Origin of the sequence: Agrobacterium sp. InxBP2, from assembly GCF_026191755.1 — a bacterium.
Classification (GTDB): Bacteria; Pseudomonadota; Alphaproteobacteria; order Rhizobiales; family Rhizobiaceae; genus Agrobacterium; species Agrobacterium pusense.
In genome coordinates this window covers 564,667-586,042 of sequence record NZ_JAINDY010000033.1, presented here as the reverse complement: position 1 = coordinate 586,042, position 21,376 = coordinate 564,667, and the positions used below count along the sequence as shown (strand labels likewise).

Genomic DNA, 21,376 nt, shown 5'->3' with positions numbered 1-21,376 from the left:
TCTCAGCCCTTGGCGCGATAGCCGTAGAGCCAGTCGAAGTCCTTCAGGAAGGCGTCGGTGGGACGCGTGGAAAACACGAAGTCCCGCGCGATACGCACCGGGCCCGTGGCGTGATAGGCAAAGCGATTGAGAGAGGCCCGCTTGCGGGCCTTTTCTATGCGCGGCAGGCGCAGCGCCTCGAAGGCGGCAAGAGCCTGCGGCGCGGGCAGGGTGGCTGCAGCATCGCTGCCCACCATGGTTCCCGCGAGTTCAAACGCATCCTCGATCGCCATGGCTGCCCCCTGGGCGGCGAACGGCATCATGGCATGCGCTGCGTCGCCGATCAGCACCGTGTCCCGGCCATTGTGCCAGCGGCCGGGGCCGGCCTGATAAAGCGGCCAGAAGGTCGGGTTTTCGGACGAATCGAGCAACCGGACGATGTCAGGGCTGAAGCCGCGAAACTGTTCAAGAAGCAGGGCTTTCTGCCGCCCGCTCGATTCCGCCCGCCATGTTGCACCGGGATCGGCGCCCAGCGCGATGGCGACGATGTTGAAACCGCCGACTTCTTTCAGCGGATAGGCGACGATATGGCCACCCGAGCCCAGATAGGCCGTGACGGCGCTTTTGTTGATGGCCGACGGCACGGCATTGGCGGCAACGGTGAAGCGCCAGGCGACATTGCCGGAGAAGGTGGCGGTGGGAGCGGCAGGAACGGCAAAGCGGGCCGCCGACCAGACACCGTCCGCGCCGACAATCAGATCATGGGCGCGGAATGTGGTTGCGGCAATCACATCGGCCGTCGCGTTTTCGATGCGTTTGCCGAGATGCAACCGGCATAGCGGATTATCTGTCACCGTCTGGAGAAGTGCGCTTTGCAGGGTGGAGCGGTGCAGCACGCCATAGGGTGCGCCCCAGCGTATACGCGCCACCGCGCCCACAGGCAGGGAGAGCAGCGTTGCGAGCGATTTTCCGGAGGCGAGTTCGACACTGACGGGCTCGGTCCAGCGCGCCTCGATGGCAGGCAGCACGCCAAGCGTGGCGAGAATGCGGGCGGCATTGGGCGAAATCTGCAGGCCGGCGCCCACTTCCGTCAGTTCGCCGGCCTGTTCGATGATGTCGCAGTCTATACCGTGCCGGGCAAAAGCAAGGGCAGCGGTGAGACCGGCAATGCCGGCACCGATAATGGCTACGGATTTTATGGGCATGGTGCGCCCCGATCAGGAAAAGTGGAGGTCAGGCAGCCTTCACGTGGAAAACGCAGCCCGGAGGATTGGTCTGCTCGGCCTTCAGCGACGGGTTGTAGCGATAAAGGGTGGAGCAGTAGGAACAGACCTTCTCATTGTCGTCGCCCATATCGATGAAGATATGCGGATGATCGTAAGGAACGGAAGCGCCGGTGCACATGAATTCCTTGACGCCGATCTCGATCATGCGGTGTCCGCCATCGTTCTGGAAGTGGGGAATGGTATGCCCGGCCATGTTCGTCTCCAAATGCAATATCGTTGTAGAGCCGCAATCCGTCTTCGCATGCCGGCTCGTCGTTGCGGATATGTAGCCTCAAACGCATTGCATCTCCATAAAAATCGTCAGCAAAACATGTTCAACATTGCTAATTCCTGCCATATGGTCCGGCAAAAAGGATGTCCTTGATGAATCTCAACACGCCGCAGTTTTCCGATTTTTTCCATGACGGCCTTCGCCTCGCTTATTTTGACGAAGGCGATCCGGCGGGCGACCCGGTTTTGCTGATCCATGGCTTTGCATCCAGCGCCAACGTCAACTGGGTCCATCCGGGCTGGCTGAAGACGCTGGGAGATGCCGGCTACCGGGTGATCGCCATCGATAATCGCGGCCATGGCGCAAGCGACAAGCCGCATGATACGGAGGCCTATTATCCGTCCGTTATGGCCGAAGATGCGGTGGCGCTGCTCAACCATCTCGGCATCGCAGAGACGCATGTGATGGGTTACTCCATGGGTGCGCGCATTTCCGCCTTCCTGGCCATGGCGCATCCCGAGCGCGTGCGTTCTCTGGTCTTCGGCGGGCTCGGTATCGGCATGGTCGAAGGTGTGGGCGACTGGGACCCGATCGCAGAGGCGCTTCTCGCGCCTTCGCTCGATGTCGTGACCCATGAGCGCGGCCGCATGTTCCGAGCCTTTGCCGATCAGACGAAAAGCGACCGCTTGGCGCTTGCCGCCTGCATCGAGACATCGCGGGTTCTCGTCACACGCGACCAGGCGGCAAAGATAGATGCGCCGACGCTGATCGCGGTCGGAACGAAGGACGATATTGCCGGCTCCGGTGAAGAGCTCGCTGCCATCATGCCGCACGCGCGGGCGATCGACATTCCCGGCCGCGACCACATGCTGGCCGTCGGCGACCGCGTGTTCAAGGCGGCGGTGCTGGATTTCTACCGTTCGTTCTGAGTTGACGCATTTTCGAGGAAAAACGGGGCAGGCTTTCCGCGCAGAAGCGCGGCAAAGCGCAGTTCGGCAAGAAACGGTTTTTCAAGCTGCATGAAGAAAAACTGAAGCCGTGCCGCCTTTAAAGTCGTCATTCGAATCCCATTTCTAATGCACGTCTTTTTCTGTATAAAGAACGACCACTGCAAACGAGGAGACCGTTCATGGTCGCACGTACCGAGGCCCGTCAGCCTGAACAGCTGGCGATCGTCGACCCGATCTGGGGCAGCCTGCTGCATGAAGCGCGCAGCGCCGCTGCACAGGATCCGCTGCTTTCAGCCTTTCTTTATTCGACGATCCTCAACCACCGGTCTCTCGAAGAATGTGTGATCTACCGTATCTGCGAACTTCTCGACCATCCGGACATACAGGCCGTGCTGTTGCGTCAGACCTTCCAGGACATGCTGGATGACTGGCCGGAATGGGGAAGCGTTCTCCGCGTCGACATCCAGGCCGTTTACGATCGCGATCCGGCTTGCACGCGCTTCATGGAACCGCTGCTCTATTTCAAGGGTTTCCAGGCCATCCAGACCCATAGGCTTGCCCACTGGCTGCTGCAGAAGGGCCGCAAGGATTTCGCGTTTTATCTGCAGAGCCGGTCTTCGAGCATTTTCCAGACCGATATCAACCCCGCAGCACGCATCGGCAAGGGCATCTTCCTTGACCACGCCACCGGGCTGGTGGTCGGCGAGACGGCAGTCATTGGCGATAACGTCTCCATCCTGCATGGCGTCACCCTCGGCGGTACCGGCAAGGAAGGGGCGGATCGCCACCCGAAGATCGCCAACGGTGTGATGATCGGCGCGGGGGCGAAAATCCTCGGCAATATCGAAATCGGCAGCTGCTCGCGCATCGCCGCAGGATCTGTGGTGCTGAAGCCGGTTCCGCCGAAGACCACGGTTGCCGGCGTGCCGGCGCGGGTGGTGGGAGAAGCAGGGTGTTCTGAACCCTCGCGCCTGATGGACCAGCTCATCGGAGCCGATATCTGAGCGGCACTGTCGCGCTGACAGGTGGCCGGGTTTTTTGCCGTCGTCCGTGTGGAAGACACGGATGACCTGCCGCTTTCACTTTACTTTGGCCTTTGTCCCATGCCAAAAGCGGGCCAACGCGAACCGCACAGGAGAATAGTGGTGAAAGCCGACGAAATCAAAAAACTCGACGCCTACTTCAAGCGTACCTTCAACCCGACGATGGTGGTCAAGGCGCGTCCACGCAAGGACGATTCCGCCGAAGTGTATCTTGGCGAAGAGTTTCTCGGCGTCGTTTACATCGATGACGAAGACGGCGACCGTTCCTACAATTTCTCGATGGCGATCCTCGACGTCGACCTGTGATCGTCACCGTTTGGTGACCCAGGGGGCCTCCATTCATCGCCCGCGGTGGTTCACGCCGCGGGCGATTTGTTTTTCCGTTGCACGATCCGCATCGTCAGGCGATTTTCCGGCCGCAATGTTACCCGCATCAGCGGTGCCGCAGTTGCCGTTGACCTGTTTTCCAGATGAAGGCCTTGCAGAAGAACGGCCAGGATCGTCACGGCTTCCATCATCGCAAAAGCATTGCCGATGCAGATGCGGGGTCCCGCCCCGAATGGCATATAGGCATAGCGGTGGCGCGCCTTCGTCTTTTCCGGTTCGAAGCGCGACGGATCGAAGCGCTCGGGCTCGTCCCACAAGGCGGCGTGGCGGTGCACGGCATAGATGGGCACATAGAGAACGGTGCCCGCCGGAATATCATGCCCGCCGAGCCTGAAGTCTTCAAGCGCCGTGCGTGTGATGACCGGAGCTGGCGGGTAAAGCCGCATCGCTTCCGAGAACACCTGTCGGGTGTAGGTCAGGCCGGCGATATGTTCCGCCGCGACCGGTTCACCGGCGGTGACGGTGTCGATTTCCTCGAGAATTTTTCTCTCCGTCTCCCGGTTCTTCGACAGAAGGTGAAACGTCCATGCTAGACCGAGCGCCGTCGTTTCGTGGCCGGCGGTGATGAATGTCAAGAGATTGTCGACGATTTCCGTGTCGGTCATCATGCGTCCGGTTTCAGGATCCCTGGCCTCCAGCAGCATCGAGACGAGGTCGTTCCTTTCGGATGGATTTTTCCGCCGTCCGGCAATCACCTTCGCAAGGCTTTCGCGCAGATAACCGACGGCGATCCGGGCCTTGCGCCGGCCAGGATGAGGTAGCCATTCCGGCGCCCCCAGCATGGTGAGCGCGAAGGTCCAGCCTGTTGGTTTCAGATAATCGGTGATGCTCTGTTCGACCCGCGCAACATCAATTCCGTATCCACCGGACATGATCGTTTCGACGATGATGTCGAACGTGGTTCGCATCATTTCGTGGCCCACGTCGATGTCACCAATGGAAGGAGAGCGCCAGCGCGCTTCCGTGCGTCGTGCCGTCTCGATCATGACCGGAAGCAGATCCAACAGCTTTTCGTGGCGGAAAGCGCCCGCGACGGATTGCCGTTGCCATTTCCAATGGTCCCCGTCCGCGGTCAGAAGTCCCTGACCGAGGGCCGGGCCGAGGACGCGCCTCACATCTTCACCCTTGCCAAGCAGATGGGCGTTCTTGACCAGAGCCTCGTGGATCAAAACCGGGTCGGCGAGATGCACGCGCATCGTATCGCCAAGGCGAGTGAAAACCGCAGGTTCATGAAAGATTTCCGGCGGCAACGCCTTCAACGGATTGCGAATAATGGAGAGAGCGAGACGCGCGGTGGCGAGTTTCGATACGGTTTGTGTCCCGATCGCCTCGGGTGAGGGGGTGCGAAGGCCGGTGTCGGTCATCTGCGGGTCCTTTATGCGCGTTGAACAATGGCAACATGCTGTTAAGGTGTTTACCTTATACCGGTAATTTAAGGTGTACGCCTTAATTTTCAATGGTGGGGTGAAATTTCTATGATGAACGGCGCGAAACGGCCGGGGCGATCCCTGACACGTGAAAAAATTCTAGATGTTACGCTCGGTCTCTTCAACGAACGTGGCCCGGACCGTGTGACAACGGCCGAAATCGCCGGCGATGTGAAAATAAACGAGGGCAATCTCTATTATCATTTCCGCACCAAGGAATCGCTGGTCCTTGCCCTGTTCGCCCGCTTCGAAAACGATGCGCTGGCGCTCGTCGCGACTGTTGACGGAGCGGACGAGGCGGCTGCGGCGACTTATGCCGGCTTTTTGCGGCAGTGGTTCTCTCTCGTCTGGAACTACCGCTTCCTTTTTCGCGATCTTGTCGGTCTGGTGGCGTTGGCACCGGGGCTGGTGGAGCCCGTCCGAACCATAAGCGCCGCCATGCGTCTGGCGGTCGGCCACATCGTCACGCGGATGCAGAATGCGGAGCTGGTGGACATTCCCGAAGCGGAGCGCGAGGCGGTTTTGACGAATTTGTGGATCGTCTCGACCTATTGGGCGTCCTATCTTAATCTGCAGGAAGGTGGCAGCGAATTCGGGTCGCAGCAACTGGAGTGGGGGCTGCGGCAGGTATCCAGTCTGTTCAGGCCTTATCTTTCTTCCGAGGCAATGGCCGAGCTGGAGTCACTGGGAGAAGGCGAGAAATAGTGTCTCCGACAGGGGACATTTGCGCCAATGGAAAACCGCCCGTTTATAGCGGGCGGTTTCATTACACCGGTTTTCCGGTGCAGGCGTCAGGCCGCCTTGAGCAGGTCGCCATGCGGATCGAGCACGAACTTGGTGGCTGCGCCCTGATCGAAGCTCTCATAGCCCTGTACGGCATCGTCGAGCGCAATGATCCTGGCGTTGACGATGTCGGCAATCGGCAGGCGGTCGTGCAGGATCGCCTGCATGAGCTGGCGGTTATATTTCAGCACCGGTGTCTGGCCGGTGTGGAAGGATTGCGCCTTCGCCCAACCGAGGCCGAAACGCAGTGACAGGCTGCCCTGTTTGGCAGCATCATCCACCGCGCCCGGATCTTCGGTGACATAAAGGCCTGGAATGCCGATCGAGCCGGCGGCGCGGGTGATTTCCATCATCTGGTTGAGAACGATCGCCGGCTGTTCGCCGCCTGCGTGGCCGCGCGCTTCAAAGCCGACCGCGTCGATCGCGCTGTCCACCTCGTTGGTGCCGACAATCTCGGCGATCATGTCGCCCAGCCGGTCGCCCTTCGAGAGATCGACGGGTTCGAAGCCGACTTTCGCAGCGTGGGCAAGACGATCCTTGTTGAAATCGCCGATCATGACGACCGCAGCACCCAGAATGCGGGCGGAGGCGGCAGCCGCGAGGCCTACCGGGCCGGCACCGGCGACATAAACAGTGGAGCCGACGCCGACACCGGCCTTCACTGCGCCGTGGAAGCCGGTTGGCAGAATGTCGGAGAGCATGGTGAGGTCGCGGATCTTCGACATCGCCTTGTCACGATCCGGGAATTTCAGCAGGTTGAAATCGGCATAGGGGATGGTGACATATTTCGCCTGACCACCGATCCAGCCGCCCATGTCGACGTAGCCATAAGCGCCGCCGGCGCGGGACGGGTTCACCGTGAGGCACACGCCGGTATCCTGCGACTTGCAGCAGCGGCAGCGGCCGCAGGCGACGTTGAACGGCACGGAGACGATGTCGCCAACCTGCAGCATCTCAACGTCGATGCCCTTCTCGATGACTTCGCCGGTGATTTCATGACCGAGAACGAGGCCCGGCATCGCCGTGGTGCGGCCGCGCACCATGTGCTGGTCGGAGCCGCAGATATTGGTGGAAATCACCTTGAGAATGACACCGTGCTCGATGCGGCGGCCATCCGGCGCCTCAAGCTTCGGGTCGTCGATGTCGCGGACTTCGACCTGACCCGGCCGCATGTAGACGACGCCTCTGTTCCTGCTCATATCCATCTCCTCCATGGTTGAACACCGTACCTGTCCGCTCCTCCGCGGGCAGATGACTTCATGGGTGCAGCAAACCATGAGAGGGGAGATGTGGCGTTCGGGAATACGACACGCGGTGTGGTCGTAACGACACCGCGTTTCGCCCGATGTCACGGTGGTGTTATCTGTCGAGCGGTTTCCTGAGGCGGCCGGCGGCGTCCTGAATATATTGCCAGGCGACACGGCCTGAGCGGCCGCCGCGGGTGGTTGCCCATTCCAACGCCTCGTGATGCAGTGTCTCGCGGTCGAGACCCAGATCGAAATGCGTGGCATAGCTGTCGATCATCGTCAGATAATCTTCCTGACCGCATTTGTGGAAACCGAGCCAGAGGCCGAAGCGATCGGAGAGCGACACCTTTTCCTCAACCGCTTCGGATGGGTTGATGGCAGTGGACTGCTCGTTTTCCATCATGTGACGCGGCAGAAGATGGCGACGGTTGGAGGTCGCATAAAACAGCACATTGTCAGGACGTCCCTCGATGCCGCCGTCGAGCGCTGCCTTCAGCGATTTATAGGCGGTGTCGTCATGGTCGAAGGAGAGGTCGTCGCAGAAAACGATGACGCGCTGGCCGGAGGCCTTGAGGATGTCGAGCAGGGCGGGCAGGGTGTGGATGTCCTCGCGGTGCACTTCCACCAGCTTGAGCGAAACACCGCTTGCAGCACGCACATCTTCGTGAACGGCCTTCACCAGCGATGACTTGCCCATGCCGCGCGCACCCCACAGCAGCACGTTGTTGGCGGCGAAACCTTCCGCGAAACGCAGCGTGTTTTCGTGGAGAATGTCGCGGACATGATCGACGCCGCGGATGAGTTTCAACGCGATGCGGTTGGGGCGGGCAACAGGCTGCAGGAAAAAGTTCAGCGGCGCCCAGACAAAACAATCCGCCGCATTCCAGTCGTTTACGGCGGGCGCCGGTCCCGCCAGCCGTTCGACGGCATCGGTGAGCCGGCGCAGTTCTGAAAGAAGCAGGGAGGCCGTTTCTTCTCGAATCATGGTGTTTCTTCCGCTTGTCTGATGTTCAAAACTCTGTTTTGCGCCCGGCCTAGCATGGTGTTTGGCGCCCATAAAGGTTAAGAGGTCCGGAATCGGTACGGCGAGGGCCCTGCATCTGTTGCAATCCCGGCGTTCCCCACTATATTCCGGCGGCTTGAAAGCTGGGGCGGCATACGAGGTCGTGCCGTAATCGTTGAGGAGTTTTATATGTTCATTAGTCAAGCTTTTGCCCAGGATGCAGCGGGCGGCACGTCGGCGCTGGGTTCCGGCCTTGAAATGCTTTTCCTGTTTGCGCCGCTCATGGTGGTCTGGTATTTTTTCCTCATCCGTCCGCAGCGCGCACAGATGAAAAAGCGCCAGGAAACGCTGACCAATATTCGCCGCGGTGATCAGGTCGTTCTCGGCGGCGGCATCGTCGGCAAGGTGACCAAGGTCATCGATGACAGTGAACTCGAAGTCGAAATCGCCGAAGGCGTGAAAATCCGCGCTGCCCGTGCTTACATTGCCGAAGTGCGCGTGAAGGGCGAAGTGGTCAAGACGGAAGCCGCTTCCTGATCCTGCCGGACAACCGAATGCCCGATTGCGAATTTTGACGGGTTGCGCAGAGCGCGACCCCAACCCTGACCGAGATCGAAATGCTTCATTTTTCCCGTTGGAAAACAGTCTTCATCTGGCTGCTTGTGCTGGCAAGCGTCGTCATCGCCTCTCCCAATCTGTTTACGGACAAACAGCTGGAGGGCATGCCCGCCTGGTACAAGGACAACAAGGTAACGCTCGGTCTCGACCTTCAGGGCGGTTCCCACATCATGCTCAAGATCGAGCGTTCCGACATCGTCAAGGAACGGCTCGAAACCATCGTGGGCGATGTGCGAACGCAGCTTCGCGATGCCAACATCCGTTATTCGGGCTTGACCGGCAACGGCCAGCAGATTCAGGTCCGCATCAGCGATCCGGCGCAGCTGGAAGCCGCCAAGAACGCACTTCGCGACCTGACGCAGCCGGTCTCCGCCGGTACGCTGGTCGGCGGCTCCATTACCGAAGTGACGATGAATGATGGTGGCGACAATCTGCTGCGTCTCAATCTCACGGATGAGGGCATCGATTACCGCCTGTCATCAGCCGTTTCGCAGTCCATCGAAGTCGTGCGCCGCCGCGTTGACGAAGTCGGTACGACCGAGCCGCTCATCCAGCGTCAGGGTTCCGACCGTATCATCGTGCAGGTGCCTGGTCTTCAGGATCCGCAGCGCCTGAAGTCACTTCTCAACCAGACGGCAAAGCTCTCCTTCCGCATGGTTGACACCACCATGCCGGTGCAGGAAGCCATGAACGGCCGTCCGCCAGCGACGTCCGAGGTTCTCTATTCGCAGGACGATCCGCCGGTTCCCTATCTCGTGGAGCGCCGTGCGCTCGTTTCCGGCGACAATCTCGTCGACGCGCAGGCAAGCTTCAACCAGCAGACCAATGAACCCGTCGTCACCTTCCGCTTCGACAGCCGCGGCGCGCAGCGGTTTGCGCAGGCGACGCAGCAGAATGTCGGCAAGCCTTTCGCCATCGTGCTCGATAACCAGGTCATTTCCGCGCCTGTCATCCGTGAGCCGATCATTGGCGGTTCGGGCCAGATTTCAGGTAATTTCTCGGTGCAGGGCGCGAACGACCTTGCTGTGCTGCTGCGCGCCGGTGCACTGCCGGCGACGCTGACGGTGGTTGAAGAGCGTACCGTCGGTCCGAGCCTCGGTAACGACTCCATTACCGCCGGTCTGACGGCAAGCGCCATTGGCGCCGTGGGCGTCCTCATCTTCATGTTCGTCTTCTATGGCTTCTTCGGCCTGCTGGCGAATATCGCTCTTGTGGTCAACGTCATCATGCTGCTGGCCGTCCTCAGCGTGATCGGATCGACGCTGACACTACCGGGTATCGCCGGTATCGTCCTGACCATCGGCATGGCTGTCGATTCCAACGTACTGATCTATGAGCGAATACGCGAAGAGGTGAAAAGCGGCAAACCACTGATCCAGTCACTGGATAATGGCTTTACCCGCGCCTTTGCGACCATCATTGACGCCAACCTGACGACGCTGATCGTGGCGAGCGTGCTGTTCTACATGGGCACGGGCCCGGTCAAGGGCTTTGCGGTTACGCTGGCCGTCGGTATCATCACGACCGTCTTCACGGCCTATACACTGACAGCGTGGATGTTCGGTTACTGGGTTCGTCGCAGCCGTCCGAAGCATCTGCCGAAGGGCGTTCGTACCGCCATGTTCGATGGTCGCGACATCCCGTTCATGCGCTACCGTCGCGTGGTGTTCATGATCACCGGCGTCATCATGCTTGCCTGCGTTGGCGGTTTCATCGCCAAGGGCCTGAACCTCGGTATCGACTTCCAGGGCGGCTCCGTCATCGAAGTCCGTGCCAAGCAGGGTGAGGCCGATCTGGCCGATATCCGCGATCGTCTGAACCAGCTCAACCTGGGTGAAATCCAGGCTCAGAATTTCGGTACGCCGCAGGATGTTCTCATCCGCATTCAGGCGCAGGAAGGCGGCGAAAATGCCGAGCAATCCGCCATCACCATGGTGCGCGGCGAGCTTGAGGACAAATATGACTTCCGCCGCGTTGAAGTTGTCGGCCCCGCCGTTTCCGGTGACCTCACCTTCACCTCCACGATCGGCATCCTGCTCGCCATGACGGCGATCATGATCTACATCTGGGTTCGCTTCGAATGGCAGTTTGCGCTCGGCGCCGTCATTTCGATGGTGCACGACGTGGTCTTCACAATCGGCCTCTTCGTGTTCCTGGGGATAGAGTTCAACCTCACCAGTATCGCGGCGATCCTGACGATTATCGGTTATTCGCTGAATGACACCGTCGTCATCTATGACCGTATCCGCGAAAACCTGAGGCGCTATAAGAAGATGCCGCTGTCGATGATTATCGACGTGTCGCTGAACCAGACGCTGTCGCGCACCATCCTCACCGGCTTGACCGTGCTTCTGGCGCTGCTCGCGCTCTACCTCTTCGGCGGCGAGGTCATCCGCTCCTTCACCTTCGCCATGCTCTTCGGTGTCGGTATCGGCGTGTTCTCGTCGCTCTACATTGCCGCTCCGGTGCTGATCGCCTTCAAGCTTCGTCCTGATAGCAAGGATGCGGAAGACGAGAAGGATGAAAAGTCCGGCAACGCCATCGGCGGCAAGCCTGCCGTCTGATGGCCGGCGGGATCGAAATACGCCCGGCCCATTTTCCCGGCCGGGCGCCCATAGATGCTTATGGCAATGGCGGCTTCCGCTTTGCCGACATGTCGCATCGAGGCTCGCTTCTGCTCCTGCCTTCGGGCATTTACGGGTGGGAGCCCGTTGACGCCAAAGAACTGAGCGTCGGGCATTTCGAAAAGGTTCTTGCGGAAGCGCAGGATATCGAAGTGCTGCTGATCGGCACGGGAGATGGTATGCGGGTTCTGCCGAAGGAGCTGCGCGCGGCTTTCAAGGAAGCGGGCATTTCCATTGATCCGATGAGCACGGGTGCCGCCGTACGCACCTACAATATCATGCTTTCGGAATCGCGCGCCGTGGCTGCGGCGTTGATTGCCGTCGAAGGCTGACGTAACGCTCCGCGCGGGGAACCATGGCACCCACAGAAAATCTCGACGTCTGCCTTGCGACGCTGCGCGATACGGATCGTGACCGCTATCTCGCCTGTCTTCTGTCTCCCGCGGACAGGCGCAACGCCCTTGCAGCGCTTTATGCCTTTAACGCCGAGATTGCGCGTATTCGCGATTCCGTGCGTGAAGCGCTGCCAGGTGAGGTGCGCATGCAATGGTGGCGCGATCTGCTCGAGGGAAGTCCCCATGGGGACAGCCAGTCGCACCCCGTCGCGTCGGCGCTTCTGGATACGATCGAGCGTTACAGACTGCCGCGACCGGTGCTTTCCAACATGATCGAGGCGCGCATCTTCGATCTCTATGACGATCCTTTCGAGGATCGCAACGCGCTTGAAGGCTATGCAGGGGAAACGGCTTCGGCGCTGATCCAGCTTGCCAGCCTCGTTCTGTCTCCGGAAGAGGCCGCAGCAAGCGCGGAAGCGGCTGGACATGCGGGTGTGGCGCAGGCCATGGCCGGCATGATGCTGCTCATGCCACTGCACCGTCGCCGTGGTCAGGTGTATATTCCAGCCGACATGCTCTCGGCCGCCGGGCTTGACCGGGAGACGTTCCTGGAAGGCACGGACCGACAGCGGATCGGCATTGCCATCGAACTGTTCGCGGCCCATGCGCTGGATCATATCGAGAAGGCAAGACGCGCTCGCATTTCGGGCAACGTCTTTGCGGCCTATTTGCCCGTCGCCATTTCCGGACCGGTCATAACGGCCGCGAGAAAGGCTGGCGCGGGCGTGTTTGAAGGCGAAGTGCAATTATCGCAGCTTCGTCGGCAATGGCTGTTGGCAAAAGCCTCTTTCCTCAAGCGCTTCTGATCGTCGCTCCTGGCGCCGATGCGGGGAGCCATACTTCGCGCAAGCCTCGTTTCCTATCAAAGCGAACCGGGTTCGCTTCGTTTCGATTCGCGACCCATGATGTTTGGTTGCTGAGGGAGCGTTCCGGATGAATATGGCGATCTGGATTATCGTTTTCGTGCTGCTTTTGGTCTTTGCCGTTTATGCCTGGCGCATGTCGCGGGCGACGGATGAGGACAACAGCCATGATGTCGGGCAGGCGATCATGGATTTCGCCCGCGCCTTTCCCAATGAGGCGATCAGAAGCCTGCACATGACGGTAGATGGAGGCGCTGCCTTTGTGCGGCTGCACGACAACAAGGCCGGTTTCATGCGCAACATGGGTTCTCATTACGTCTGCGTGATGATCGATCCCGAGCGGATACGGGTGGAGAGCCTGGAAAGCGGAGACGGTTTCGTCGTTACCTTCTTCGACATGCCGAAATATAGCGGTTCATACCGATTCAAATCGGCAGGAGAGGCGGCCGAAGTCTCTCTCTGGCTGCTCGGCAGTCTCGTCGAGGCGCAGGATCATCACGATGAAGGGCCGCTGCCTTCCGGCACCTGATGGCTATCGCATGGCCCGTCACTGCCCGTCGAGCGGCGGCCGATTGGCCCCTGCCTGCTGGCGTTCGCGCCAGATGATGAACAGGCCGGATGCGACGATGATGAAAATACCGAGCCATTTCGACGGCGTCGGAAAATCCGAGAACAGCGCATAACCGAGGATCGTCGCCGAGATGATCTCGAAATACTGGAACGGCGCCAGCAGCGAGAGCGGGGCCAGCCTGAAAGCCCTGACGATCAGCAGATGCATGTAGCCGGATATCGATCCTAGCAGCACGAGCAGAGCCAGGGCCAATCCCGATTGCGGCAGCGAGACGGCGAAATCCTTGTCGCCGAGCGCATCGCCGGCAAGAAGGGCAGCTCCCATGAATAGCGTGCCGGCAATGCCCGACATGGTCTGCATCACAAGCGGGCTGTCGGCGTCGCCGATGGCTCGGTTCAGGAAGAGGTAGAGCGTGTAGAGGAAGGCGCAGGCCACCGGCAGCAGCGACGTCCAGCCGAAGATTTCGAAGCTCGGCTGAATGACGATCATCGCGCCGCCGAAGCCGACCACGATCGCCGTCCACCGCTTCCAGCCGACCCTGTCGCCGAGAAACAGAGCCGACATCATCGTCAGCATGAACGGTTCTACGAAATAGATCGCGAACACATCGGCAAGCGGCATGTATTTGACTGCGGCGAAGAACATCAGGCTGGCCGAAGCGTGCAATACGCCGCGCAGGCAGTTCATCCACGGACGCTTCGCGCTGAAAAGCGCGCTGGGTGAGACCATGAGCAGCAGCGGCAGGGTGCAGACCACCTGGAAGAAGAAGCGATAGAAGGTTACCTGCGCCGGTGACATGCCGCCGACCACGGCCATGTATTTGGCTATTGCGTCCATGACGGGCAGCACGAACATGCAGGTCGCCATGATCGTCATGCCCTTGGCGACATCGCTGAAACCGGTCTGGCTGGTCATGGTTCGAATAGCGCTTTCGACCGGGAGGTCCATTGAGAGAAGGGGGCGCTAAAGGCTGCCCCCCTTCGCAGGTCAGGCGGCCTTCTGGCGCGGCAGGCTCTTCATATCAATGACGAAACGATAACGCACATCGCTTTTTATCATGCGTTCATAAGCATCGTTGATCTGATCGATATCGATCATCTCGATTTCGGCGGCGATGCCTTTTTCGGCGCAGAAATCCAGCATTTCCTGGGTCTCGGGAATGCCGCCGATCATCGAGCCGGCAAAGGTCTTGCGGCCCGGAATGAGACTGAACGCCATTACCGACAGCGGCTTTTCCGGCGCACCCACCTGCACCAGCGCGCCGTCTCGCTTCAGCAGGGCAAGATAAGCGTTGATGTCATGGTCGGCGGCGACGGCATCGATGATGAGGTCGAGGCTCGAAGCGGCCTTTTTCATCTGATCCGCATCGCGGGAGACGATCACCTCATGGGCGCCGAGTTTTTTTGCGTCTTCAGCCTTGCCGGGCGACGTCGTGATCATCACCACCGTCGCGCCCATGGCATTGGCGAGCTTCACCGCCATATGACCAAGGCCACCGAGACCGACAACGCCGACCCGCTTGCCGGGGCCTGCATTCCAGTGGCGCAGCGGGGAGTAGGTGGTAATGCCCGCACAGAGCAGGGGTGCGGCAGCGGCCGGATCGAGACCTTCGGGTATGTTGAGAACGTAACGGTCATCGACCACCACATGAGCGGAGTAACCGCCAAGCGTATGGGCGCCGCCGCCCATCGCCTTGTCAGGCGAATTATAGGTGCCGGTCATGCCGTTCTCGCAATATTGCTCCAGCCCCTCGGCGCAGCTTGCGCATTGCCGGCAGCTATCCACGATGCAGCCGACGCCGACGCGGTCACCCGTCTTGAACCTGGTGACATCCGAACCCACGCGGCCGACACGGCCGATGATTTCGTGGCCGGGAACGCAGGGGTAAAGAGAGCCCGGCCATTCGCTGCGTGCCGTGTGGATATCGGAGTGGCAGACGCCACAGAATTCGATTTCGATTTCGACATCGCGCGGGCCGGGATCGCGACGCTTGATGGTCGCGAGCTTCATCGGTGAAGATCCGTCGTCGCAGGCGTAAGCGGATGTTGTGAACATGGTCGTTCCTCCTCTTGTGTTGATCGATGCATCAAACACCGGCCTGCGGCAAGGGTTGCGGCGGTCAGCCGCCAGCGCCGGTTTCGGGGACTGCCGGGCCAAAAACCTCCTCGAAGGCCTCGCGCAGCAGGACGTCGACATCACCGATCATAACCGGCAATCCAAGATCGACAAGGCTGGTGACGCCATAGGCGCTGATGCCGCAGGGAACGATGCCGGTGAAATGCGAGAGATCGGGATCGACATTGATCGCGAGCCCGTGAAAACTCACCCATTTGCGCAGACGGATACCCAGTGCGGCAATCTTGTCTTCTGCCATGCCGCCATCCGGCAGGAGAGGTTTTTCGGGGCGCCTGACCCAGACGCCGACGCGATCCTCCCGTCGCTCGCCACGCACGTTCATCTTATCAAGCGTGCGGATGATGACATCCTCGAGTGCCGCAACATAGGCGCGGACATCCTGGCGGCGGCGTTTGAGATCAAGCATGACGTAAGCGACCCGCTGGCCAGGGCCGTGATAGGTATATTCGCCGCCGCGCCCCGTGGCGAAGACCGGGAAACGATCCGGTTCGATCAGATCGGCCACATCGGCGCTGGTGCCGGCCGTATAAAGCGGCGGATGCTCCAGAAGCCAGACGAGTTCGTCCGCCTCGCCAGCTGCGATGGCGCTAACCTCGCGCTCCATTTCCTCTACCGCCTGCTCGTAAGGCACGAGGCCATCGGAGATTCGCCAGCGAACGGGCGGCGAACCGGCGGCGGGGAGCATTTTTGTCTCGATATCCGTGCGTGTAAGCATGAAAAAGTCCTTTCCACAGCCTTCTCGCAAAATGGCGTCACGGCCGCAACCCCAGCATTTCCGGGCTTCCTGCATATAGGATGGTGCAGTGCGATTTTTAATTTCAAAAAACTGTCACGACGCTCTTGTGCACCCAAAATCCTTTTGCTACATGCACCCCCGTCGGCGCAAGTCGACGCCTACCACGATGCGGTCGTGGCGGAATTGGTAGACGCGCAGCGTTGAGGTCGCTGTGGGGCAACCCGTGGAAGTTCGAGTCTTCTCGACCGCACCAAAGAAACCCGCTTCGGCGGGTTTTTTCTTTTTTAGCCAATCGGTTAGCCCTGACCCCACAAGACGCCGGGCTGCCTCTGAGCCAATTCGGCTACTGTGTTTTATCTTGCCGTCGGCATTATAAAAATTACGGGCGGCAAATCATTGACCCGACGCCGCCCGAATTGAATGGCCGGACTGAACTAGCGTCGGTAACGCTGTCCGTCCCCGACACGGTAGGGGTCCCCATCCATTACCTGATCCATTCGCCACTCGTTTCCACGATATGGGCTATGCCACGTCTGGCATCCGGCCAGAAAGACGGTTGCGGTCAGCAATCCGAAAGTAAGGGCGGCTCGCATCATCTTGAACTCCTCGAAATGTCATCCCAGCCATGTAGGCGCCCGCCCGCATGTTTGCGATACCTCGTCGGAATTTGTCGTCCGTTTTAGAACGGCGCAACAATTTGGATTGCCGGAAAATTCCGGTGGATATTGATGCACGCTTTGGTAGCTCGTCTGCTCCCCCCACAAAACGAGGGGTGGAATATGAGAGGTCTGATGTTAGCTTTTGTCAGGAAATAATATCCGGGGGTTTTCGTGCAGGGGGACAAGACGGATTCAGACAATGCGCTTGGTTATTACATGTGGAGCATTTCCGACAACAGGCTGATCATGGATGCGATTACCGCGGAATGCCATGGATTTTCCGAACCGGTTGCATCACGCGGGGTAACGATCGAGGAGATTCTGGAAAGGATCGATATTGAGATGCGCGATCGGGTGGCACAGGCCATTTTCGACAGCATCACCACGGGCGTCTTTTTCGATCAGCGTTACAAGGTCAACCTGCCTGACGGCTCTAGCCGATGGATCGCGGCAAAGGGCAGGGCGATCTTCGATCCGGAGGGCACGCCTTTTCTCGGTATAGGCAGCGTCCGGGATATCACGCTGAAAAAACCTTACCAGTTTGAACCACGCCAGTAACGACAACAAAAAAGAGGCGGCTTTCGCCGCCTTTTTTCGTCTGCGCCTTGCCGGGACATCAGAACACGGCGAGATATTTCAACAGCGAAATAATGCCGATAATAATGACGATCACCTGTGCGATCTGTTTGGCGCCGCCGCCAACGGGCAGTCGCGCGATGAGCCACAAGACAAGCACAATCACCAGGAAGGTGATCAGAATGCTGACGAGCGTAGATGTAACCATATGTCCCAGCTCCCTATTGAAATTAGATATTCAACGATGGTTCACCGTTGCGTGAGTAAAAAGGCGCCAGCCAGTATTTTGTTCCATGTGATCGATTGCGCGCGATTAAATTAGGATTTTCTGAATGACCGAGAGCGTGAGGATGAAATCGAGGCCGGTCGGCGCTTCCGTCAGCGTGGGGCGGCTTGGCCGTCCTCATGTGTCGTCGGTCACCGGTGGCGCTCTGGACATCGTCACGGGGATTTCGGAGCCAGGGTTTAACCCAATCGATCTTTTATACTCCTCGCTGGCCGCGTGCCTGGCGCTCAGCGTCCGCATCGCAGCCAGCGGCTTGGGACTGCTCGATCTGTTCGAGGGTGTTCGTGTTGATGTCTCCGGCGAGAAATCGGCTGATGAACCCTATCGCATCATCCGCTTCGACATTCGGATGGAGATCGCCGGAAACTTCAACGCGGCGGAGCGACTGGCGCTTGCGCACAGGGCGGAGGATATCTGCACCGTCAGCAACACGCTGAAGGGCGATGCGAAATTTGTGCTGTCGATTACCAGCTGACGTTACGGCTTCCTCGACTTTTCCCATTTCTTCACCAGCCGGTCGCGTTTCAGCTTCGAAAGCCGCTTCACCCAGAAAATGCCGTCAAGCTGGTCAATCTCGTGCTGGATGCAGATGGCGTGAAATCCCTCGACGGCCTGACGGTGCTCCGCGCCGTCGATGTCCTGAAACCTCACTTCGATCTTGGATGGCCGCTCCACTTCGTCCGTGAAGCCCGGCATCGAGACGCTGCCCTCCACATGTCGCATGGTCTGCGTGGCGCGGCCGATGATTTCGGGATTAACGTAGGTAAGAACCGTCCCCGGCGTTAGTTCCAACACAAAAACACGCTGCTTCACGCCGATATGGGCGGCGGTGATGCCGACACCCGGGGCGGCGCGCATCGTGTCGATCAGGTCGCTGACAAGATCCTGCAATTGCCCGTCAAACACCGTGACCGGCTCGCAGATTTCCGATAAGCCGGGATGCGGATAGGGCAGGATAGGCCTGGTTGCCAAGGAAATGCTCCGTTCGTTTCAAATCCGGGCGGCGGCAGCGAGCGCCTTTCCCTCCGCTGTCGCTTCCAGGAAGCTGCGCTGGGTGCGGGCATCGCGTCTCGTTACCTGCACGAAGCGCGGTGACAGACCGGCGATTTCGCGCAGAACGAGGGCATGTGCAAGACCCAGCCTGTTGGCAATGCCGCGGCTGTCGGTGGCTATATTGAAGTCGACCGCAATCAGTATCGCCGCGCCGGTGGATGTGAGCAAGGGCTGCGATCGCTCTTGAACCCGTGCCACCGCGGCCATGAAGGCATCAGCGGACTGTTCCTCATTCATCAGGAGGCATCCGGGCGCAGGCGGACGGACACGAGCACGGATTTAGACGTCGGTGTAAAACTGTCTTTGCCATAGCTCGACAGCGGCACCAGCACATTCAGTTCCGGATAATAACCGCCGATGCTGCCCCGCGGAATATTGTAGGGCACCAGCCGGAAATTCTGTGCGATGCGTTCGATCCCATCGCCATATTCGCCAACGACATCGACACGCTGGCGGGAATGGGCGCCGAGCGCTTGCATATCCACCGGGTTCATGAAGATGACGTGGCGTTCGCCATAAACGCCACGATAGCGGTCGTCCATGCCGTAGATCGTGGTGTTGTATTGATCGTGGCTGCGGAAGGTCTGCAGGACGAAAAGGTTCTCGCGCGTGAGCGCCTGCTGGTGTTCGGTCTGCTCGGGCAGGGGGCCGCTGAAAAAGATCGCCTTTTTCGCCGGTGTGTTCCATTGCCGTTCCGCAGCCCTATTGGGCAGACGGAAGCCGCGCGGCACGCGAACGCGTTCGTTGAAATTCTCGAAGCCGGGTATGACCCGCTCGATCATGTCGCGGATAAGATCGTAATCATCAGCGAGCGCTTTCCAGTTCACAGGCCCGCTGCCCAGCGTCGCTTCTGCGATGCCGGCGATGATGGCGACTTCCGAGCGCAGCTCGTCCGACGCCGGGGGATTGATGCCGCCGGAGCCGTGCACCATGCTCATGGAATCCTCGACCGTGACGATCTGCGCCCGGCCTGCCGAATTGCGGTCGATCTCGGTTCGCCCCAGGCAAGGCAGCACGAACGAGGTTTCGCCCGGCACGAGATGCGAGTGATTGAGCTTGGTGGCGATGTTGACGGTGAGCTTCTGATTTTCGAATGCCTTGATAATAAGCGGGCTATCGGGCGTGGCGCGCAGGAAATTACCCCCGAGCGCAATGAAGGCTTGCGCCTTGCCCTCAAGCATGGCCGCCACAGCCTCCACCGTATTGTGGCCGGGCTTGCGCGGCATGGTAACGCCGAGTTCCTTTTCCAGCGCATCGAGAAGTGCGGGCGGTGCTTTTTCATCGATGCCGACGGTGCGGTCGCCCTGAACGTTGGAATGACCGCGCACGGGGCAAAGGCCCGCACCGGGACGACCGACATTGCCGCGCAGCAACATGAAATTGGTGATCTCGCGCACGATGACGACCGAGTGACGATGCTGAGTGACGCCCATGGCCCATGTCGCGATGACGGAGCCGGCCTTCATGTAGATGTGGGCGGCTTCTTCGATCTCCTCGCGGGTGAGGCCGGACTGGTCGAGAATGGTCTCCCAGCTCGTCGCTTCGACGGCGGCACGGTAGGCCTCGAACTCCGCTGCATGTTCGGCGATGAAGTCGTAGTCGATGATGGCGGGTTCGCCCGCCGCCCTTGCGGCGTCGTCAGCGGCGAAGACCGCCTTGCTCATGCCGCGCACCGCCGCCATGTCGCCGCCCTGGCGCGGCTGGTAATAATTGGTGGCAATCTTCGTGCTGCCGCCACTGATCATCTCGATCTTGTCCTGCGGGTCTGCAAAGCGCTCCAGCCCCTTTTCGCGAATGGGATTGAAGACGGCGATCCGGGCGCCGCGCAGGGCGGCGCGGCGCAGGTCGCCCAGCATGCGCGGATGATTGGTGCCAGGGTTTTGCCCGATCACGAAAATCGCGTCGGCCTTTTCAAAGTCCTCGAGCAGCACCGTTCCTTTGCCGACACCGATCGATGCGTTCAATCCGACACCGCTTGCCTCGTGGCACATGTTGGAGCAGTCGGGGAAATTATTGGTGCCGTAAAGCCGCACCATTAGCTGATAAAGGAAAGCCGCCTCGTTGGAAGCGCGGCCGGACGTATAGAATTCAGCCCGGTTCGGGTTGTCGAGACCGTTGAGGATGCTGCCGATTTCGGTAAAGGCCTCGTCCCACGATACGGGCAGGTATTTGTCGCTCATCCGGTCATAGCGCATGGGATGGGTGAGACGCCCCTGTTTTTCCAACTCGTAATCGGACCAGCCGCGCAGTTCGGAGACGGTGTGGCTGGCGAAGAACGCCGGCGGCACGCGGGCTTCGGTCGCTTCCCAGGATACCGCCTTGACGCCGTTTTCACAGAACTCGAAAGAGGAGCCGTGTTCCGGATCGCCCCAGGCGCAACCGGGACAGTCAAAACCATCCGGCTGATTGGTCTTCAACAGGGTGCGGACGCCCGAGATCGGTGCCCCGGATTCCAGAAGGCGCTTGCCGACGCTTTTAAGTGCGCCCCAACCGCCTGCGGCGGACGATGCCTTGCCGATGAAACCCGTCTTGCTCATGGTTTG

Annotated in this window: 24 protein-coding genes and 1 tRNA gene; 12 read left to right on the top strand and 13 right to left on the bottom strand. The window is 59.8% G+C overall.

Annotated elements, in window-relative coordinates:
• Positions 1-2 precede the first annotated feature (2 nt).
• Both K7A42_RS20775 and K7A42_RS20770 read right to left on the bottom strand, forming a co-directional pair.
• Positions 3-1,184: an FAD-dependent monooxygenase gene (locus tag K7A42_RS20775; RefSeq protein ID WP_282455787.1), complete on the bottom strand. Its 1,182-nt coding sequence runs from the start codon at positions 1,182-1,184 to the stop codon at positions 3-5.
• Between the two features lie 28 nt (positions 1,185-1,212).
• On the bottom strand, positions 1,213-1,458 hold the full coding sequence (locus K7A42_RS20770; protein WP_004441925.1) for a zinc-finger domain-containing protein: 246 nt from the start codon (positions 1,456-1,458) through the stop codon (positions 1,213-1,215).
• A gap of 170 nt (positions 1,459-1,628) precedes the next feature.
• Between K7A42_RS20770 and K7A42_RS20765 the strand changes: the two genes are divergently transcribed.
• Positions 1,629-2,405 carry an alpha/beta fold hydrolase gene (locus tag K7A42_RS20765; protein ID WP_004441923.1) on the top strand — a complete coding sequence of 259 codons (777 nt, stop codon included), beginning with the start codon at positions 1,629-1,631 and terminating at the stop codon, positions 2,403-2,405.
• Here the strand turns inward: K7A42_RS20765 and K7A42_RS20760 are convergent.
• Positions 2,390-2,536: a hypothetical protein gene (locus tag K7A42_RS20760; protein WP_004441921.1), complete on the bottom strand. Its 147-nt coding sequence runs from the start codon at positions 2,534-2,536 to the stop codon at positions 2,390-2,392. The genes K7A42_RS20765 and K7A42_RS20760 overlap by 16 nt on opposite strands.
• 69 nt (positions 2,537-2,605) lie before the next feature.
• On the opposite strand from K7A42_RS20760, the gene cysE reads away from it, so the two are divergent.
• Together cysE and K7A42_RS20750 are read left to right on the top strand one after the other, a co-directional pair.
• The gene (gene cysE / locus K7A42_RS20755; RefSeq protein ID WP_282455786.1) at positions 2,606-3,430 is read left to right on the top strand and encodes a serine O-acetyltransferase; all 825 of its coding nucleotides are present in this window, start codon (positions 2,606-2,608) and stop codon (positions 3,428-3,430) included.
• A gap of 141 nt (positions 3,431-3,571) precedes the next feature.
• The gene (locus tag K7A42_RS20750; RefSeq protein ID WP_003524869.1) at positions 3,572-3,775 is read left to right on the top strand and encodes a DUF3126 family protein; all 204 of its coding nucleotides are present in this window, start codon (positions 3,572-3,574) and stop codon (positions 3,773-3,775) included.
• Positions 3,776-3,825: 50 nt separating this feature from the next.
• Here the strand turns inward: K7A42_RS20750 and K7A42_RS20745 are convergent, their stop codons facing one another.
• Positions 3,826-5,220, bottom strand: a complete 1,395-nt coding sequence (locus K7A42_RS20745) for a cytochrome P450 (RefSeq protein WP_282455785.1) — start codon at positions 5,218-5,220, stop codon at positions 3,826-3,828.
• 111 nt (positions 5,221-5,331) lie between these two features.
• Here K7A42_RS20745 and K7A42_RS20740 point away from each other — a divergent pair, with 111 nt between their 5' ends.
• Positions 5,332-5,988, top strand: coding sequence for a TetR/AcrR family transcriptional regulator (locus tag K7A42_RS20740; RefSeq protein WP_282455784.1), 657 nt, complete (start codon positions 5,332-5,334; stop codon positions 5,986-5,988).
• Between the two features lie 86 nt (positions 5,989-6,074).
• Here the strand turns inward: K7A42_RS20740 and fdhA are convergent, their stop codons facing one another.
• Positions 6,075-7,265: a formaldehyde dehydrogenase, glutathione-independent gene (gene fdhA, locus K7A42_RS20735; RefSeq protein WP_004441915.1), complete on the bottom strand. Its 1,191-nt coding sequence runs from the start codon at positions 7,263-7,265 to the stop codon at positions 6,075-6,077.
• A 160-nt stretch (positions 7,266-7,425) separates the two neighbouring features.
• Complete coding sequence (locus K7A42_RS20730; RefSeq protein WP_282455783.1) at positions 7,426-8,298, bottom strand: ATP-binding protein; 873 nt, start codon at positions 8,296-8,298, stop codon at positions 7,426-7,428.
• Positions 8,299-8,505: 207 nt separating this feature from the next.
• On the opposite strand from K7A42_RS20730, the gene yajC reads away from it, so the two are divergent.
• From yajC to K7A42_RS20705, 5 genes are all read left to right on the top strand, one after another.
• Positions 8,506-8,853 carry a preprotein translocase subunit YajC gene (yajC, locus tag K7A42_RS20725; RefSeq protein WP_004441911.1) on the top strand — a complete coding sequence of 116 codons (348 nt, stop codon included), beginning with the start codon at positions 8,506-8,508 and terminating at the stop codon, positions 8,851-8,853.
• Positions 8,854-8,933: 80 nt separating this feature from the next.
• Positions 8,934-11,498, top strand: a complete 2,565-nt coding sequence (gene secDF / locus K7A42_RS20720; RefSeq protein ID WP_004441909.1) for a protein translocase subunit SecDF — start codon at positions 8,934-8,936, stop codon at positions 11,496-11,498.
• Positions 11,498-11,890, top strand: a complete 393-nt coding sequence (locus tag K7A42_RS20715) for an Mth938-like domain-containing protein (RefSeq protein ID WP_022556191.1) — start codon at positions 11,498-11,500, stop codon at positions 11,888-11,890. Before secDF ends, K7A42_RS20715 begins: the two co-directional genes overlap by 1 nt.
• Before the next feature lie 23 nt (positions 11,891-11,913).
• Positions 11,914-12,759, top strand: a complete 846-nt coding sequence (locus K7A42_RS20710; RefSeq protein ID WP_282455782.1) for a phytoene/squalene synthase family protein — start codon at positions 11,914-11,916, stop codon at positions 12,757-12,759.
• 127 nt (positions 12,760-12,886) lie between these two features.
• On the top strand, positions 12,887-13,345 hold the full coding sequence (locus tag K7A42_RS20705; protein WP_207589282.1) for a hypothetical protein: 459 nt from the start codon (positions 12,887-12,889) through the stop codon (positions 13,343-13,345).
• Between the two features lie 18 nt (positions 13,346-13,363).
• Here K7A42_RS20705 and K7A42_RS20700 read toward each other — a convergent pair whose 3' ends face one another.
• From K7A42_RS20700 to lipB, 3 genes are all read right to left on the bottom strand, one after another.
• A complete protein-coding gene (locus K7A42_RS20700; protein WP_162749519.1) occupies positions 13,364-14,302 on the bottom strand; it encodes a DMT family transporter in 939 nt (312 codons plus the stop codon).
• A 72-nt stretch (positions 14,303-14,374) separates the two neighbouring features.
• Entirely contained in the window at positions 14,375-15,442 is a 1,068-nt protein-coding gene (locus tag K7A42_RS20695) for an NAD(P)-dependent alcohol dehydrogenase (RefSeq protein WP_282455781.1), read from the bottom strand.
• A gap of 64 nt (positions 15,443-15,506) precedes the next feature.
• Positions 15,507-16,238 carry a lipoyl(octanoyl) transferase LipB gene (gene lipB, locus K7A42_RS20690; RefSeq protein ID WP_006697422.1) on the bottom strand — a complete coding sequence of 244 codons (732 nt, stop codon included), beginning with the start codon at positions 16,236-16,238 and terminating at the stop codon, positions 15,507-15,509.
• Positions 16,239-16,427: 189 nt separating this feature from the next.
• Here lipB and K7A42_RS20685 point away from each other — a divergent pair.
• Positions 16,428-16,512, top strand: a tRNA-Leu gene (locus K7A42_RS20685).
• Between the two features lie 577 nt (positions 16,513-17,089).
• Positions 17,090-17,476, top strand: coding sequence for a PAS domain-containing protein (locus K7A42_RS20680; protein WP_022556187.1), 387 nt, complete (start codon positions 17,090-17,092; stop codon positions 17,474-17,476).
• 58 nt (positions 17,477-17,534) lie between these two features.
• Here the strand turns inward: K7A42_RS20680 and K7A42_RS20675 are convergent, their stop codons facing one another.
• Positions 17,535-17,702, bottom strand: a complete 168-nt coding sequence (locus K7A42_RS20675) for a Thivi_2564 family membrane protein (RefSeq protein ID WP_003502827.1) — start codon at positions 17,700-17,702, stop codon at positions 17,535-17,537.
• Between the two features lie 124 nt (positions 17,703-17,826).
• On the opposite strand from K7A42_RS20675, the gene K7A42_RS20670 reads away from it, so the two are divergent.
• Entirely contained in the window at positions 17,827-18,255 is a 429-nt protein-coding gene (locus K7A42_RS20670; protein WP_282455780.1) for an OsmC family protein, read from the top strand.
• Positions 18,256-18,257: 2 nt separating this feature from the next.
• On the opposite strand, the gene K7A42_RS20665 is transcribed toward K7A42_RS20670, so the two are convergent.
• Genes K7A42_RS20665 through K7A42_RS20655 form a run of 3 tightly spaced genes read right to left on the bottom strand, consistent with a single transcriptional unit; the run spans position 18,258 to position 21,370 of the window.
• Positions 18,258-18,752, bottom strand: a complete 495-nt coding sequence (locus K7A42_RS20665; RefSeq protein ID WP_282455779.1) for a peptide deformylase — start codon at positions 18,750-18,752, stop codon at positions 18,258-18,260.
• A gap of 18 nt (positions 18,753-18,770) precedes the next feature.
• Positions 18,771-19,070 carry a hypothetical protein gene (locus K7A42_RS20660; RefSeq protein WP_006697425.1) on the bottom strand — a complete coding sequence of 100 codons (300 nt, stop codon included), beginning with the start codon at positions 19,068-19,070 and terminating at the stop codon, positions 18,771-18,773.
• Positions 19,070-21,370 (bottom strand): FdhF/YdeP family oxidoreductase, encoded by a 2,301-nt coding sequence (locus tag K7A42_RS20655; RefSeq protein WP_282455778.1) that lies wholly within the window; start codon positions 21,368-21,370, stop codon positions 19,070-19,072. The genes K7A42_RS20660 and K7A42_RS20655 overlap by 1 nt, the downstream gene beginning before the upstream one ends.
• Positions 21,371-21,376 lie beyond the last annotated feature (6 nt).